This is a genomic window from Nitrosospira sp. TNL300 (assembly GCF_055385915.1).
Window position 1 is genome coordinate 2,133,733 of the sequence record NZ_AP041005.1, and the last position, 15,902, is coordinate 2,149,634.

The window sequence follows — 15,902 nt, forward strand, 5'->3', positions numbered from 1 at the left end:
AGAAATCGAAGGAAGACCATGGATCAGCTCCAAAGCACGATTGAAGAAGCGTTTGAACGCCGCGCCGAGATTACACCGCGTAACGTCGAAGCGAAGCTCAAGGAATCCATTACCCAGGTACTGGAGATGCTCGACAGCGGCAAACTGCGGGTGGCGGAAAAAACGGACAGTGAATGGAAAACCCATCAATGGATAAAAAAAGCCGTGCTGCTGTCGTTCCGCATCGAGGACAACAGCTTCATCAAGGGCGGATTTTCCAATTATTTCGACAAGGTACCTTCCAAGTTTGCAGATTACAGCTCCCGTGATTTTCGTAATGGCGGCTTCCGCGTCGTGCCTCCCGCAACCGTACGCAAAGGCGCTTTCATTGCCAGCAATGTCGTGCTGATGCCCTCTTACGTCAATATCGGTGCATACGTAGATGAAGGCACCATGGTCGACACCTGGGCTACGGTGGGCTCCTGCGCGCAGATAGGGAAAAATGTGCATCTATCCGGCGGCGTCGGAATCGGCGGAGTGCTCGAGCCCGTGCAGGCCAATCCTACCATCATCGAGGACAACTGCTTTATCGGCGCGCGCTCGGAAGTCGTGGAAGGCGTGATTGTCGGCGAAAATTCCGTGATTTCCATGGGCGTATACATCGGCCAGAGCACCAGGATTTATGACCGCGAAACAGGCGAAATCAGCTATGGCCGCATCCCACCCGGCTCCGTGGTCGTTTCCGGCAGCCTGCCTTCCGCCGACGGCAAATACAGCCTCTATTGTGCAGTCATTGTGAAACAGGTGGATGCCAAAACTCGTGCGAAAACCGGTATCAATGAGCTGTTGAGGGGAATTTAACAGCCGGAATTTAACAACTGACTTTCATCCACACCAAGCTTCTTTTCAGGAATTGCTCTATGCTCAATGACACACTGGCGCTCGCGCAAATGCTGATCGCCCGCCGCTCTCCGACGCCTTTCGACAATGGGTGCCAGGAAATCCTGATCGATCGCCTGGAAAAAATCGGCTTCAACATTGAAAGGATACGCTGCGGCGAGGTCGATAATCTGTGGGCCAGGCGCGGAACGGAAGCACCGCTGATTTGCTTTGCCGGCCACACCGATGTCGTACCAACCGGCCCCCTGGAAAAATGGGAAAGCGATCCATTCGATCCCGTCACTCGAAATGGCAGGCTTTATGGGCGCGGCGCCGCCGACATGAAGGGATCGATAGCAGCATTCATCACCGCGATCGAGGCTTTCGTCGCGGAGCATCCCGATCACGATGGTTCGATTGCGCTCCTGATCACATCGGATGAGGAAGGTATTGCGGTAGACGGTACTGTACGTGTGGTGGAAGCCCTCAAGGCGCGCAATGAACTGATCGATTATTGCATCGTCGGCGAGCCGACCTCTGTCGACAAGCTCGGCGACATGATCAAGAACGGCCGGCGCGGCTCCCTGTCCGGAACGTTAACCGTGAAGGGTATACAGGGCCATATTGCTTATCCTCACCTGGCAAAAAACCCGATACACTTGGCGGCTCCCGCCATTGCCGAACTGGCCAATACGAAGTGGGACGAAGGCAACGAATATTTTCCCCCTACTACTTGGCAGGTTTCGAATATCAATGGGGGTACGGGTGCCGCCAACGTAATTCCTGGCGAAGTAACGATACTGTTCAATTTTCGTTTCTCCACAGCAAGCACAGTAGAATCGCTTAAAACCCGGGTGCACGAAATTCTCGACCGGCATAACCTCGAATACGACTTGCAATGGGAAAATTCGGGCAAGCCTTACCTCACCCCAAGGGGCAGTCTGGTCGATGCGGTAAGTGCCGCCATTCGCGCTGTGACGGGGGTCGAGCCTGAGCTTTCCACCTCGGGAGGAACCTCGGACGGCCGCTTCATAGCCGACATCTGCCCACAAGTAGTGGAGTTGGGACCGCGGAATGCAACCATTCACAAGATCAACGAATACGTCGAGGTCGCGGATCTGGAACAGTTGCCACAGATTTACCAACTTACGATGGAAAGCTTGTTGCTGAGATAAAAAGAAAAATGGAGCAGAGACTTCTGACTCTATTTTTCTACGGGCAGGACTGACCCGGACGTATACACACATCATCGCACTGCCCGCTCTCACAGCTACCGCAGCATCTCCAGCCGGTGGGGCAGCACTGCTGCGGGGGCGGGCACACCACCTGGCAAAGCAGTCTACATTGCTGTGGAATGACCCTGGCAGATGCAACGTCCGCAAAAGCTGCATGAGCAGCACGATAAGTATTGCTGGCCATGTACATGGACGCCTCTGCGTTAAATCCTGGCATATTCGCGGTGTTCATTTTCTTGCCTCCTTCCGGTTGCTAAGGCTAACTCAACTCTATAGTACGGCTGACATTCCCACTTTCGAATATTTTCAAGCGATTAGAAGATAAACATTAAACCAGGAGTAATCCGTTCGATGGCGCACGGATAGGCGATATAAAGATCACTTTTTCTCACGGACAAGAGAATGTTCATTGAAGCCAAAAACCAGCTCCAGACTATCCGCGACGTACTGCGTTTCGCGGTAAGCCGCTTTAACGATGCGGGACTTCATTTTGGCCATGGCTCTGCCTCAGCGTATGATGAAGCAGCTTATATCATTCTCCACACGCTGCATCTTCCACTTGACCAACTGGAACCGTTTCTAGACGCCCGCCTCCTCCCGGCCGAGCTGGAGTTGGTCCTGAAAATAATCGAGCGCCGTGCAGCAGAAAAAATTCCCGTCGCCTATCTGACTAAAGAAGCCTGGCTGGGAGATTTCCGTTTTTATGTGGATGAACGCGTGATCGTACCGCGCTCCTTCATTGCGGAGTTGCTGCGGGAACAACTTGCGCCCTGGATAGAAGAGCCGGAAGAAGTTTATTCCGCATTGGATCTATGCACCGGCTCCGGATGTCTGGCAATACTGCTTGCGCATACGTTTCCCAATGCAGCGATCGATGCGACAGATATTTCAGCTGATGCCTTGGAGGTTGCTGGAAAGAATGTGGCGGAGTATGGCCTGGAAGACCGAATCGATCTTATTCAGTCGGATCTATTCACGGCATTGGCAGACCGCCGCTACGATCTTATTGTCAGCAATCCACCCTATGTCAATGCGGAAGCAATGGCAGCGTTGCCGGAGGAATATCGCCATGAGCCGCAAGGTGCACTTGCCAGCGGCGAGGATGGACTGAAAGCGACAAAGGTAATATTACGGGACGCAGCAAACCATTTGACCGATGATGGATTGCTCATTGTCGAAATCGGTCATAACAGGGAAACCCTGGAGCGTGCCTTTCCCGATACACCTTTTACCTGGCTGGAAACCAGTTCGGGGGATGAATTTGTTTTCCTGCTGAAGCGGAATCAGCTTCCCGGCCGTTAAGCTTTGTAACCAACCAGTTCCAGCAGGCGTCCTATCTCTTTCTCGTTCAATTCCATGGACTTTCCCCGTTTCAAACGTGAGGGCAGGTTGATAGGACCAAAACGAACCCGCATCAGGCGGCTCACCGTCATTCCCGCCGCTTCAAACATTCGGCGCACTTCGCGATTCCTGCCTTCCTTCAATATCACGCGATACCAGTGGTTGGAGCCCTCACCCCCTTCATCCGACAGGTAATCGAACTTGGCCACGCCGTCCTCCAGCTCAACCCCCGAGGTCAGCAACGTTGCCTGTTCCGCCGTCAGCCGTCCGATGATACGCACCGCGTACTCGCGCTCGACTTCGAAGCGGGGATGCATCAGTCGGTTGGCCAATTCCCCATCCGTGGTGAAAACCAGCAGCCCGCTGGTGTTGTAATCCAACCTCCCAATAGCGATCCATTTGGATGACCTCAACTGCGGCAGTTTGTCGAAAACCGACGGGCGGCCTTGAGGATCATCGCGGCTGACGATTTCCCCTTCCGGTTTATGATAGAGCATGACGCGGGGCAAACGCTGGGCGGATCTGAAGTGAATGATGCGCTTCCCTACCCTCACGACATCTCGAACGTCGATACGGTCCCCCACCTGCGCGGTCTTTCCGTTGATCGTCACCTGTCCGCTGGCGATCAATTCCTCCATTTCGCGCCTCGAACCCAATCCTGCCTGCGCCAGAATCTTGTGCAATTTCTGTGTAACGGGTTGAGTGGAGGTGGAACCTGCGCCAGAGTGCGTTGCCGAGGCTGGTTTTATCGATCCCTTCGGCCGGCTTCGTACAGGCGATTGGAGTGATTTGGGTGAGCCTGCCGGAGTTGGCGAAGCAGGAGACTTTGTGATCTTCACAGAGCGGCGTTGTCTGGCCGCATTGGGTGACTGCGATGACCTGGTTTTCATCGCAGTCCCAATTTCAAGCTTTCTGCCAATTTCCAGTTTTCCACGCTACCGAGCGCTCGGATGGCACGAGAAAAACCTGTACTGTTTGTACTGAACCCTTCGTCTTTCGGTTCGTCCTGAGCCTGTCGAAGGTCGAACAGGCTCAGGATATATCCTCCGACAGGCTTAGGACAGATTTGTCGAAGAGTGAATCGATAAAAAGGCGCAATAACATAAGATAGATAGGGCAAATATTTTCCCGAATAAACACTACTTGACTTCCCTGCGCTCGAGAACCGCCTGCGCCAGGGTACCGCTATCCACATGCTCCAGTTCCCCTCCCACTGGCAATCCCCGCGCGATACGTGTGATTTTCAAGCCCTCGTTCTGCAGCATCTCCCCGATATAATGCGCGGTAGCTTCACCTTCCACGGTAAAATTGGTAGCAAGAATGACTTCTTTCACCATATTATCCCGGGTGCGTTTCAACAGGCGATCAAGATTGACTTCCCGAGGACCGATGCCATCCAGGGGTGAGAGCCGTCCCATCAACACGAAGTACATGCCTTTGTAGCAATGCGCCTGCTCCATCATCAGCAAATCGGCAGGCATCTCCACCACGCACAACAAGGCAGAATCTCGCTGTTGAGAACTGCATAACTCGCATACCACCTCTTCGGTAAAGTTATTGCATTTTTCGCAATGCCTGACATGTTGCAGGGCGTAGTCGAGTGAATCGGCGAGACGGCGAGCACCCTCCTGGTCGCGCTGCAACAAATGATACGCCATGCGCTGTGCTGACCGGGGACCGACACCAGGCAAGCAGCGTAACGCATTGATCAGTTCGTCGAGACTACGCGGGGCGTTCACTCAAACCTAAAATTACTCAACAGGATCAGGAGTTGCGGAATCGCGTCAACCCGGAATTCACGTTAAAACGGCAGTTTCATTCCCGGAGGCAGGCCCAAACCGGAGGTGAATCCCGCCATTTTTTCCTGTGTGGTTGACTCCACTCGCCGCACCGCGTCGTTCACCGCTGCCGCAATCAAATCTTCCAGCATCTCCTTATCGTCTCCCATGAGACTGCTGTCAATGCTGACGCGCCTGACATCATAACGACACGTCATCACGACCTTCACCATACCTGCGCCGGATTGGCCCTCAACTTCTATCGAAGCCAATTTCTCCTGCATGGCTTTCATGTTCTCCTGCATCTGCTGAGCCTGTTTCATCAGGTTGCTCAAGCCACCTTTCATCATTTTTACCTCCACTATTGAATAGGTTTGATCGATGAAACGATCAGTTTTGCATCGAAATTTTCAACGAGTTCACGCACGAACGGATCGGACTCGATAGCCGCGATGGCCTGCGATTGTTTCTCCTGCTTTTCACGATTCTCCTGCTCAGCCGGACTCATACCGTTAACGATTCCCACTGAAAACTTCAGCCGCACCGGCTTACCAAGATACTCCCTCACGGCGGCTTGCAGTCTGTCCTGATAGGTCTTGTCCAGTAAATGCTTATGGAGTTCCGGTACGCAAAATTCTATTTCATCCTCGGAAAAACTCTTCACCTCGCAATATTGAGCCAACATTCTGGTCAATCCGCTCACCTTCAGTTGGCCGACTATCGTAATCCAGCTATGACTGAAAGACTCTGGGGAGCCCGGCTTTTCCGGCATCGGATCGCGCTCCGGCAAATCCGACACCAACCCTGTCGACCGCCTTGAATCACCAGTGGAATCATTCCTGGCCGTCCTCCCTTCCCTGGAGCGCCCTTCCTTTTCCATCCCTGTTCGCCCTGAGCCTTTCGTTTCCGTTCGGCCTGAGTCCTGAGCCTGTCGAAGGGTCGAAGGATATTTGCCGCTCCCTGACTTTATAGGCGAAGAACCTGGCGCTCCTCTGTCCCTGCCTGCCTCCCCTCCTCCTGACAGGAAATCCTCCGGAATGAAAGCCAGCATACGCAGCAAAGTCATGGTGAAACCTGCATACTCATCCGGCGCCCGGCCCAGGTCCTCGCGCCCGTGTATGGCAATCTGATAGAACAATTGAATATCTTCTGGCGCGAATGTTTTCGCCAACTCGAAAACCCTGTCCCGCTCAGGTTCATCGTCACCAATCGCCGCTGGCACGATCTGCGCCAGGGTCAGACGGTGCAGCAGTGTCGCCAGATCCTGCAAGGCGGCGTCGAACGAGAGACTGCGGGTTTCCATTGCATCGGCAATCGCAAGCATTCGTGCGCCGTCTCGTTGCGCCAGCGCCTCCAGCAGATCAAACAGGTACCCCTGATCGACTGCGCCAAGCATATCGCGCACACCTGCTTCTTCGATCTTTCCTTCACCAAAGGCGATGGCCTGATCCAGAATGCTCAAGGCATCGCGCATGCTGCCCTGCGCCGCGCGCGCCAATAACTGCAGGGAAGTTGCATCACAGTTTATATGCTCCTCCTCAAGAACATGCCTGAGGTGCGAGACGATCAGCGGAAACGGAATCTGCTTGAGGTTGAATTGCAGGCAGCGAGACAAAACCGTTACTGGAATCTTCTGCGGATCAGTGGTCGCAAGTATGAATTTGACATGTTCCGGCGGCTCTTCCAGCGTTTTCAGCATGGCGTTGAAAGCCGATTTGGAAAGCATATGCACTTCATCGATGATGTACACCTTGTAGCGGGCAACCGTAGGAGCGTACAGCGCGTTCTCCAGCAGTTCGCGCATTTTTTCCACCTGCGTATTGGAGGCGGCATCCACTTCGATCAGATCAACAAAACGTCCACCGTCAATTTCGATACAAGCAGAACAGATTCCGCAAGGTTCGGGGGTAACCCCGGCTTGGCAGTTGAATGCTTTCGCCAGGATGCGCGCAATAGTCGTCTTGCCGATACCGCGTGTGCCCGTGAACAGATAAGCATGATGTAAACGCTTCTGTTCGAGTGCATTGGTAAGTGCACGAACAACATGATCCTGTCCGGTCAGTTCGGAAAAACGCCGGGGACGCCATTTGCGGGCAAGGACTTGAGTCGGGGAGGACACGCTATGTCGAGAATCGAATCGGCGAAACGGTTATTTCAGATTTTCAGGCTGAGGCCGTAACTGACGGTATGAATCATTGAAGCGTGCAGTTGGGGAAGATGGTAATCGTCCGATCCACCCAACTGCACAAAAAAGGGTGGCGAGCCCGACCCCCGGCACTTGCAAAAAATAGCTGTGGCTGCTTCCTTCCGGACCTGACCAGGTTCGCTACCATGCAATGCGGGGAGGCCCGCCGTAAAGCTAAAAGAAAAAATTAAAAAAGCACAATCCTCTCAAATTGAGAAATTGTGCGTATCCGTAATTTCGATATTTTGCCCGGACTCGAAGCCCGCGTCTACTACCGTTCTTTCCAAACGACGAGTATCAGCTCAATTAAGGCTGCCTCTGGACAACATGCATCGGAATAATAGTTACGAAGGTGGTCTACCCGGATTGCCGCCGCTCGGATTTTAATTTTGCATGCGCCGCAATCTCTCTGGCCACCATCGTCAGGTCTCTGATAGAGACACCCTTACCGCTCCAAAATAGGATAAACAGTAACTGCGGAATGGCATGGGTGTATCGAGGCTACGCCAAGGAGCAAAGTCTCTATTTTCTGAGATTCTGCAGCAATGATAGCGAGACACGGATCATGATCTGATCCCTCCTCTACGCCGCTCTGGGAATTCGCAACAGAAAGGGCTGATAAGAAAAAACCCGCCGAAGCGGGTTAGATCAAGCTACTTTTCTTTGTTTTGCAGCCATTTGACGCAGATTTTTTGCCGCTTCTTTCCCCATCGACTTCATCTTTGAAGCAGCCTCTCTTAATGCTTCCCTCCTCATTGACTTCATCTTTGAAGCGGCCTCTCTCAATATCTGTTTCTTCTCCGAATCTGCAAATCGTTTCAAAATATGACGCATCAGAGGCTGGTAGCCAATTCCATACATCGAGGCGATAAGCTTAAAATCCTCAATCAAAGATTTCTCAAGTCGTATTGAGACAGGTTGCAAATGATGCTTGTCTGTCAATGCCTGCACATCCTCTGGGGCGATTGTGATACACTCTTCTGTTGCGCCAAGCTCTCTTGAATCCTGCTCCTCTTTCGTGCTCTCGATTGTCTCCCGATAACTCATGGCCCTCTCCTTTCCAGTTAATCAATAGGTTGCGATACCCTTCTGTATATACGCAACTCTTCAGTACCAGGATCGTATGCCGATTTAATCGTCAACTCCTTCTGTGTTGGCAATTAAATTGGCATATTGTTTATACAAAACGCACCAAAGTCAACCCTAATTAACCATTGTAAGCCCAAGCCGTTTCTCTTTCCCCCAACCCGCTCCAAGCGGGTTTTTTATTTCCATACGTTAAGTATTTAACGGTAAAAGCTTTCTTGTATTGTTAATCTGCCTGCTCGCTTCTTTCCTCCCTGAACGGAGAAGCGATTGCAGTAAACTCACTTCCTGGCCCGGCGTTCGTCGGGCCTTTTTAGTGGTCAAGTAATTTTAGACACCGGAATAGGCGATATTGCTGCCATTTTCCGTTCATAGATGGTGGGTCCGAAACGAGGTATTCCAGAATCCAGGCATGCTGAGGCGCTGGAAGAGAAACGAGACAATGAGGCAATGCGTGAAAGCTATTGGAAACCTGCCATGGAAAGAGCAGGAGCGAGGTACCGTCGTCTTATCAGACGCGATTTCTCGGAGCAATTGAGATGATGATCTCTGCCGGAGTCACCCATGTGGGTAGCTCAGCAGATGGGACATTCTGACTGGAGGATGATCCGGCAGATTTAGGACAGGCTTATGCCAGATGCTGGATACTGGAGAGAAAGCGGTAAAAATCTTCTCAAAAAAGCTGTAATTCCGGTGCCAAAACACATCATTTAGCACCTATTTAATCTACCGCTTTTCAGAGAAATTTCCCAAAATCAATAACCTGTTGGTTGCGGGGGCAGGATTTGAACCTACGACCTTCGGGTTATGAGCCCGACGAGCTGCCAGACTGCTCCACCCCGCGCCAGAGAAATGAGATTATAACAAGCCGGATTTATAAAGGTCAAATCTCTTTTATTATAATTATGGGACTTATGTTCGCCTTGAACTGAAGGCCTTTCGGACCTTTCGTGAAGGGAAAAGCGATCTCCTGGAAAAAACGACCGCCTTCTTCTACATACTATCATTAATTCCCATTTTCTTATGAGAGTTAGCGCACAGAGAGACAGGTAAAATAGGGGCAATATTCGACCTTGCGATCCTGCACGTTAAGTTCCGCTACTTGCTGCCTTCAGCCGTTTTGTGTCCGGATAAGCAGAAAGGGGACAGGCCGCCCGAAGGTTAAGGGGTTTAGAAAGGCGATAAGTCCTTATGAAGGTGTAGGCAATATGATTACCGAAGCTGATATTCATACAGCAAGGATTTTGATTGTTGATGATCAGGAAACAAATGTCCAGTTGCTGGAAAGCATGCTAGCCGCCGCAAACTACACGTCTGTCACCTCGACGACCGATCCGTTCAAGGTGTATGAACTGCACCGGAAAAACCACTACGATCTGATTTTGCTCGATTTGAAAATGGCCGGCATGGATGGGTTTCAGGTACTCGAAGCCCTGAAAGAAATCGAAGCAGATGGATATCTCCCTGTACTGGTCGTCACCGCCAACCCCGATTCCAAGCTGCGAGCGCTTCAGTCCGGCGCCAAGGATTTTGTCAGCAAGCCTTTTGACATGAGCGAAGTGCTCGCCCGCGTGCATAATCTGCTCGAAGTGCGGCTGCTGCATCAGCAAGCGCGCAGTTACGCAAAATCGCAGGAATTCATGGCGCTGCATGATCCGCTGACGGGACTGGCCAACAGGCGGCTTCTGGTGGAAAGAGTATCCCAGGCTATCATCCATGCAAAGCGCAACAATAGCGTTATGGCAGTCTTGTATCTGGATCTGGATGGGTTCAGGCAAATCAACAACACAATGGGTCACGATATAGGCGATCTGCTTCTGAAACTGGTCGCGGCCCGCCTGATTGCCGCAGTTCGCCAGGAAGATACCGTGGCTCGGCTCGGCGGCGATGAGTTTGTGATTTCGATGCCGCACGTAAGCAATCTCGATGGCATAAGTCGTACAGCGGAAAAAGTAATAAAAGCACTGTCACAACCTTACAGCATTCAGGGAAATACCATCACCCTGACCGCAAGTGCTGGTGTCGGGATTTTTCCTGATAATGGCAAAGATGCGAAAACCCTTTTCAAGAATGCGGATGCTGCCCTGCTGGAAGCAAAGCAGGCGAACAAAAATACTTATCGAATTTCAGAACGAGTAAACGCCTAGCGTTCAGCCCCGTTTCCGCCATTATTGCTGTGTCGCCGCAAATCTCCCATATTTTGCTGAAATCAGGACATTTATCGGAAAACAACGTTCTGTTTCTGCTCGCCGGGAAAATATAATAATGACTGGCTCAAAAAAAGAAGAATCAGTTTTTTCGTGCCTGTTCATCTATCTATAAGGCGGGCAGGTTACGAGCAGGGGAAAATGATGAAACCGGTTAACGGGAACAAACAGGATAAAAATAATGATCAACAAACCTGACACTCTGAACGCTAAAATCCTGATCGTGGATGATCAGGAGGCCAACGTCCGGCTGCTTGAACAGATGCTGGGCGACGCGGGTTATAAAAACATTACCTCAACGATGGAACCGCGTGAGGTCAGCGACCTCTATCGGCAGAATCGTTACGATCTCATTCTTCTTGATCTGTATATGCCTGGAATGGATGGTTTTCAGGTATTGGAAGCGCTAAAGAAAATTGAACGGGAAAGTTATCTTCCAGTACTCGTAATCACTGCGCAACCGGGTCATAAGTTGCGGGCGCTGCAAGCAGGAGCAAAAGATTTTGTCAGCAAGCCGTTTGACCTGATTGAAGTTCAGACCCGTATTCAAAATATGCTGGAAGTGCGCCTGCTGTATAAGCAGTTGGAGGATTACAATAAAAGGCTGGAACAAACGGTGGCGGAGCGAACCGCGGAGCTGCGTGAAAGTGAAGCCAGATTTCGCCGTCTCACGGAACTGGCTTCTGACTGGTACTGGGAACAGGATGAAAAGGGAAATTTCACCAAAGTTTATGGTCCCGTCCTGGATATGCTGGGGATTAAAGTCGACCACTTGATGGGGGAATCCAAGGGACATAATGGAACGCGCTGGAACGAAGCGGAGTATTCAGTTTTCAAGGCAAATATTGCGGCAAGACGGCCTTTTATCGATTTTATCTACAGACGGACCAAGCCGGATGGGTCGACACAATATCTGATGGTCAGCGGTGAACCCATGTTCGATTCTTCCGGCCGCTTCACTGGCTATCGGGGTATTGGCAAGGACGTCACCGACAGCGTGCATGCAAGCCAAGCTTCACAATAACTGTTCAACCCTTATGAGCCTTTTCGGTGAGACGTAACCTTCCGTTGAAATTTCTCCCAGTCCAAGGAATCGCTGCCCCTTGTCATACAACCGCACCTGTCTTCCTGGTGAGAGGCTTTCCCCTGCCGAGTGACTGGGGATTGCGCGTCCCTGGAGCAGAGATAAAGCCGCGGCGGAATCCACAATAACCGCGGGAAAAGACCTCAGGAGACTATCGGCTGACAGCAGGCAGGAATCCCGTTGAGATGGCGGCATAGCTTCGAGTGCAGTCAGTGTATGTGCCTGCGGCAAATCAAAACCGCCCAGTGCGCTTCGGCACAATGCGGTAAGATAAGCACCACCGCATCCCAGCGCACGTCCCAGGTCCTCTGCCAGCGTACGAACGTAGGTACCGCTCCCGCATGTCACCCGCATGCGTATTTCATTGCCTTGATACGCCTCGATACTCAAGTCGTGGATCGTTATCTCACGTGGCTGCCGTTCGATTTCCACTCCTGCTCTGGCAAAGGTATACATGGGTTTCCCGCGGTGCTTGATTGCGCTGTACATGGGCGGCACTTGCGTAATTACGCCGATAAAGCTTTTGCGTACTGTCTCGATCTTCTCCCATGCCAGATCCACGCATTGAGGTTCCGCACCGGCAGCAATTGAAATCTCCCCCTCTGCATCACCGGTCGTACTCATATAGCCAAGTCTCAGCGTGGCTTCATATGTCTTGTCCGCACCGAGCAGCGCCGATGAAAATTTGGTGGCTTCTCCGAAGCAGATGGGCAGCAAGCCTGTCGCCATCGGGTCAAGCGTACCGGTATGGCCGGCCTTATGAGCGGAAAAAATGCGTTTGGCGGTCTGCAGGGCCTGGTTGGAAGAGAAACCGGAGGCTTTATCGAGCAGCAGCACGCCGCTGATATGCCGCTTGGTACTTGCGGACATTTGAGCTATGGGGTCTCGGAGCTAATCTGAATCCCGGCAGTTACTATCGAAGGTAGAGCGGGATTTGCAGATAGCGCTGGGAACTGCCATCGATCATGATGGGTCCGGTGATATCCCGCTCCGGTCATGCAGCTTGCGGGAGTAGCTGCATGAATTCGACCGGATATAAGCGTGATAAACAATTCAGGTGTTGTCAGCTTCTTTTTCAGAACGGTCGGAAGCCACGGCTTCATCTATCAGTTGCGACAGGCGGACTCCACGTTCGATGGATTCATCATAAATGAAATGCAGTTGCGGTATGACACGTAGCTTCAACCGATGCAGCAATTGGCCGCGCAAAAAGCCCGCGGCATTTTCCAGCCCGTTCTGGACGAGAAAGTTGTCGCTTTCACTATGCAGCGTGGTATAGAAAACTTTCGCGTGGGCATAATCCTGACTCACCTCGACACCGGTCAAGGTAATCATGCCTATGCGCGGGTCCTTGAGTTCATTGCGTATCAGATCGGCCAACTCACGCTGAATCTGATCGGCAATCCGCAACGTGCGGGAATAATCTTTGGGCATAAAACTTCAATGCGGAGCTTTCGCCCCGCTTACAGAGTCCGCGCGATTACCTGGATTTCGTAGGCTTCCAACTGGTCGCCCACCTGGATGTCGTTAAAGTTCTTGAGTGACAGGCCGCACTCGAAACCTGCCCTCACCTCTTTCACATCATCCTTGAAGCGCTTCAACGAATCCAGTTCTCCGGTATGGATCACCTGTCCATTGCGTATCACTCTCACGAGCGAACCACGCCTGACAAGCCCCTCCTGCACAAAGCAACCCGCCACAGCGCCCACTTTGGAAATGCGGAATACTTCGCGAATCTCCAGCAACCCGGTGATATTCTCCTTGCGCTCAGGCGCCATCATGCCGGAAAGTGCAGCCTTGATCTCATCCACAGCTTCGTAAATGATGCTGTAATAGCGCACATCCACTCCGGCAGAGTTGATGAGCTTGCGCGCGACCGCATCCGCACGGCTGTTGAAGCCAATGACAACTGCTTTGGAAGCCAATGCGAGATTGATGTCCGATTCTGTAATCGCGCCCACCCCGCTATGAATGATGTTGACCTTCACCTCGTCAGTGGAAAGTTGCTGCAGCGCGTGCGCCAGGGCCTCGTAAGAACCTTGTACGTCGGCCTTGATAATAAGTGAAAGGATTTTTACTTCTCCCCTCTGCTCGAACACGTTCTCCAGTTTGGCTGCCTGCTGCTTTGCAAGCTTTACATCGCGGAACTTGCCTTGGCGGAAGAGGGCAATTTCACGCGCCTTGCGCTCATCCGTCAGAGCCACCACCGATTCTCCGGCTACGGGAACCTCCGATAAACCCTGGATTTCAACCGGAATGGAAGGTCCTGCCTGCTCCACCTGTTTGCCGTTCTCATCCAGCATGGCCCGCACCCGGCCATAAGCCGCGCCCGCCAGCAATACATCCCCGCGCTTCAAGGTACCGGATTGAACAAGCATGGTTGCGACCGGACCGCGCCCTTTATCCAGCCGTGATTCGATCACGATTCCCTTTGCCGGCGCATCCTTCGGCGCCTTGAGTTCCAGAACTTCAGCCTGGAGCAGTACGCTTTCCAGCAGATCATCGATGCCTTGACCGGTCTTCGCCGAAACTTCGACAAACATGGTTTCACCGCCCCAATCTTCCGGCACCACTTCCTGTGTCACGAGTTCCTGACGAATCCGCTCGGGATTGGCTTCCGGTTTGTCGATTTTCGTCATTGCCACTACGATCGGCACCTTCCCCGCCTTGGCATGATGTATTGCTTCAGCCGTCTGCGGCATTACTCCGTCATCCGCCGCCACAACCAGTATGACCAGATCGGTAACCTTGGCTCCCCGCGCACGCATGGCCGTAAACGCCTCATGCCCCGGTGTATCCAGGAACGTAACCATGCCCCTTTCAGTCTCGACGTGATAGGCCCCGATATGCTGGGTGATGCCACCTGCTTCGCCGCTTGCCACTCGTGTGCGGCGAATGTAATCCAGAAGCGAAGTCTTGCCATGGTCCACATGGCCCATTACCGTAACGACCGGTGCACGTGCCTCCATTTTCAATTCGGAAGGCGCGATCTCGGTATCAGCCAGGAAGGCTTCAGGACTATCGATCGCGGCATATTTGGCGACGTGACCCAGCTCCTCCACCACGATCATGGCAGTTTCCTGATCCAGCATCTGGTTGATGGTCACCATGTTGCCCATTTTCATCAGAGCCTTGATGACCTCGGCCGCCTTGATGGACATTTTCTGCGCGAGCGCCCCGACGGAAATGGTTTCGGGTACCAGCACCTCATGGACCACCGGCTCGGTCGGCGCTGAAAAAGCATGAAGAGCGGACTCCTCGGAAGTTCTGCCATGTTTATCCTTGCGCGCGCGCCAACCGCCTTTTGCTCCGGTCAGATCGCCCCTGGTCTTGAGACCACGCTTCTCGACCTTCTCTTCCTTCCAGACAACCTGCTTTGCGGGTTTCTTTTTCTTATCCGCCTTCTCTTCCGGCTTCACTACCGGCTTATGCAAGGTACCTTCGGTAGAGGCGGGCTGCGACGCAGCTGCTTCCGCTTCCCCAGGCGCCACCGTTGCCGCCGGGGCTGCCGGGGCTGTCGAAGGAGTTTCAGTCGCAACCGGCGCCGCCTCGGGCCCGCCTACAGGAGCAGCAACCGTCGCCGGGGGCGTTGCAGGTTCTTCGGACTCTTTGATCTCCACAACCGGAGGCCTTTCACGCAGCCTTTTTTCCCGCAACTCGGCAGCCTGGCGCGCAATCAATTCAGCCTGCCGCCTTGCCTCCTCCTGCCGCAATGCCTGCTGCGCCGCATCGATGACAGGGGTTCGCACCGGAGGCACAGAAGGAGCGGAAGGTGCGGAAGGTGCGGAAGGTGCAGCGGTTTCAGCCGTTTTCCGTTCGGCTGTCAAATCGCCTTTTACAAATACGCGCTTCTTGCGCACTTCCACCTGGATGCTGCGTGGCTTACCGGTGCTATCTGCCTTCTTGATTTCCGAAGTCTGTCTACGCGGCAGGGAAATCTTGCCCTTCTCCTCCTTGGCGCCATGAATCTTGCGCAGATACTCGAGAAGCTGCGTTTTGTCCTTCTCCGTCAGGCTATCCTCGGTCATGTGCTTGCGCACACCGGCGGCCTGCAACTGCTCCAGCAGCACGGTGGGAAGCACGCCAAGTTCACTCGCAAATTGCTCTACATTCATTTGAGACATTAAT

The 15,902-nt window shown here is 52.8% G+C and carries 13 protein-coding genes, 1 tRNA gene and 1 other RNA gene; 5 read left to right on the forward strand and 10 right to left on the reverse strand.

The features are described 5' to 3' along the window. The first annotated feature begins 18 nt into the window (after positions 1-18). The 3 genes from dapD (at position 19) to prmB (ending at position 3,395) form a co-directional block, all read left to right on the forward strand. A complete protein-coding gene (gene dapD, locus ACZ5BW_RS09670) occupies positions 19-840 on the forward strand; it encodes a 2,3,4,5-tetrahydropyridine-2,6-dicarboxylate N-succinyltransferase (protein WP_464539347.1) in 822 nt (273 codons plus the stop codon). Between the two features lie 59 nt (positions 841-899). Beyond that, a complete protein-coding gene (dapE, locus tag ACZ5BW_RS09675) occupies positions 900-2,033 on the forward strand; it encodes a succinyl-diaminopimelate desuccinylase (protein ID WP_464539349.1) in 1,134 nt (377 codons plus the stop codon). 462 nt (positions 2,034-2,495) lie between these two features. Then, on the forward strand, positions 2,496-3,395 hold the full coding sequence (gene prmB / locus ACZ5BW_RS09680; RefSeq protein WP_464539351.1) for a 50S ribosomal protein L3 N(5)-glutamine methyltransferase: 900 nt from the start codon (positions 2,496-2,498) through the stop codon (positions 3,393-3,395). On the opposite strand, the gene rluB is transcribed toward prmB, so the two are convergent. From rluB to ACZ5BW_RS09715, 7 genes are all read right to left on the reverse strand, one after another. Further along, complete coding sequence (gene rluB / locus ACZ5BW_RS09685) at positions 3,392-4,324, reverse strand: 23S rRNA pseudouridine(2605) synthase RluB (RefSeq protein ID WP_464539353.1); 933 nt, start codon at positions 4,322-4,324, stop codon at positions 3,392-3,394. The two genes, prmB and rluB, sit on opposite strands and share 4 nt — an antisense overlap. A gap of 249 nt (positions 4,325-4,573) precedes the next feature. Next, entirely contained in the window at positions 4,574-5,173 is a 600-nt protein-coding gene (gene recR, locus ACZ5BW_RS09690; RefSeq protein WP_464539355.1) for a recombination mediator RecR, read from the reverse strand. 62 nt (positions 5,174-5,235) lie between these two features. Then, the gene (locus ACZ5BW_RS09695) at positions 5,236-5,559 is read right to left on the reverse strand and encodes a YbaB/EbfC family nucleoid-associated protein (protein WP_177219689.1); all 324 of its coding nucleotides are present in this window, start codon (positions 5,557-5,559) and stop codon (positions 5,236-5,238) included. Positions 5,560-5,573: 14 nt separating this feature from the next. Beyond that, positions 5,574-7,331, reverse strand: a complete 1,758-nt coding sequence (gene dnaX, locus ACZ5BW_RS09700) for a DNA polymerase III subunit gamma/tau (RefSeq protein WP_464539357.1) — start codon at positions 7,329-7,331, stop codon at positions 5,574-5,576. A gap of 135 nt (positions 7,332-7,466) precedes the next feature. Continuing rightward, positions 7,467-7,565, reverse strand: an RNA gene (ffs, locus tag ACZ5BW_RS09705) — signal recognition particle sRNA small type. A gap of 480 nt (positions 7,566-8,045) precedes the next feature. Next, the gene (locus tag ACZ5BW_RS09710; RefSeq protein ID WP_464539359.1) at positions 8,046-8,444 is read right to left on the reverse strand and encodes a hypothetical protein; all 399 of its coding nucleotides are present in this window, start codon (positions 8,442-8,444) and stop codon (positions 8,046-8,048) included. An 806-nt stretch (positions 8,445-9,250) separates the two neighbouring features. Beyond that, positions 9,251-9,327: transfer RNA gene (locus ACZ5BW_RS09715), tRNA-Met, on the reverse strand. A gap of 364 nt (positions 9,328-9,691) precedes the next feature. Here ACZ5BW_RS09715 and ACZ5BW_RS09720 point away from each other — a divergent pair. Then, a complete protein-coding gene (locus ACZ5BW_RS09720) occupies positions 9,692-10,630 on the forward strand; it encodes a response regulator (protein WP_464539361.1) in 939 nt (312 codons plus the stop codon). Between the two features lie 241 nt (positions 10,631-10,871). Next, positions 10,872-11,714 carry a response regulator gene (locus ACZ5BW_RS09725; protein WP_464539363.1) on the forward strand — a complete coding sequence of 281 codons (843 nt, stop codon included), beginning with the start codon at positions 10,872-10,874 and terminating at the stop codon, positions 11,712-11,714. On the opposite strand, the gene truB is transcribed toward ACZ5BW_RS09725, so the two are convergent. The 3 genes from truB to infB all read right to left on the reverse strand — a co-directional run bounded on the left by truB (position 11,706) and on the right by infB (position 15,898). After that, entirely contained in the window at positions 11,706-12,644 is a 939-nt protein-coding gene (truB, locus tag ACZ5BW_RS09730; protein ID WP_464539365.1) for a tRNA pseudouridine(55) synthase TruB, read from the reverse strand. The genes ACZ5BW_RS09725 and truB overlap by 9 nt on opposite strands. A 183-nt stretch (positions 12,645-12,827) precedes the next feature. After that, positions 12,828-13,208 carry a 30S ribosome-binding factor RbfA gene (gene rbfA / locus ACZ5BW_RS09735; protein WP_464539367.1) on the reverse strand — a complete coding sequence of 127 codons (381 nt, stop codon included), beginning with the start codon at positions 13,206-13,208 and terminating at the stop codon, positions 12,828-12,830. Between the two features lie 29 nt (positions 13,209-13,237). Beyond that, the gene (gene infB, locus ACZ5BW_RS09740) at positions 13,238-15,898 is read right to left on the reverse strand and encodes a translation initiation factor IF-2 (protein ID WP_464539369.1); all 2,661 of its coding nucleotides are present in this window, start codon (positions 15,896-15,898) and stop codon (positions 13,238-13,240) included. Between the last annotated feature and the right edge of the window lie 4 nt (positions 15,899-15,902).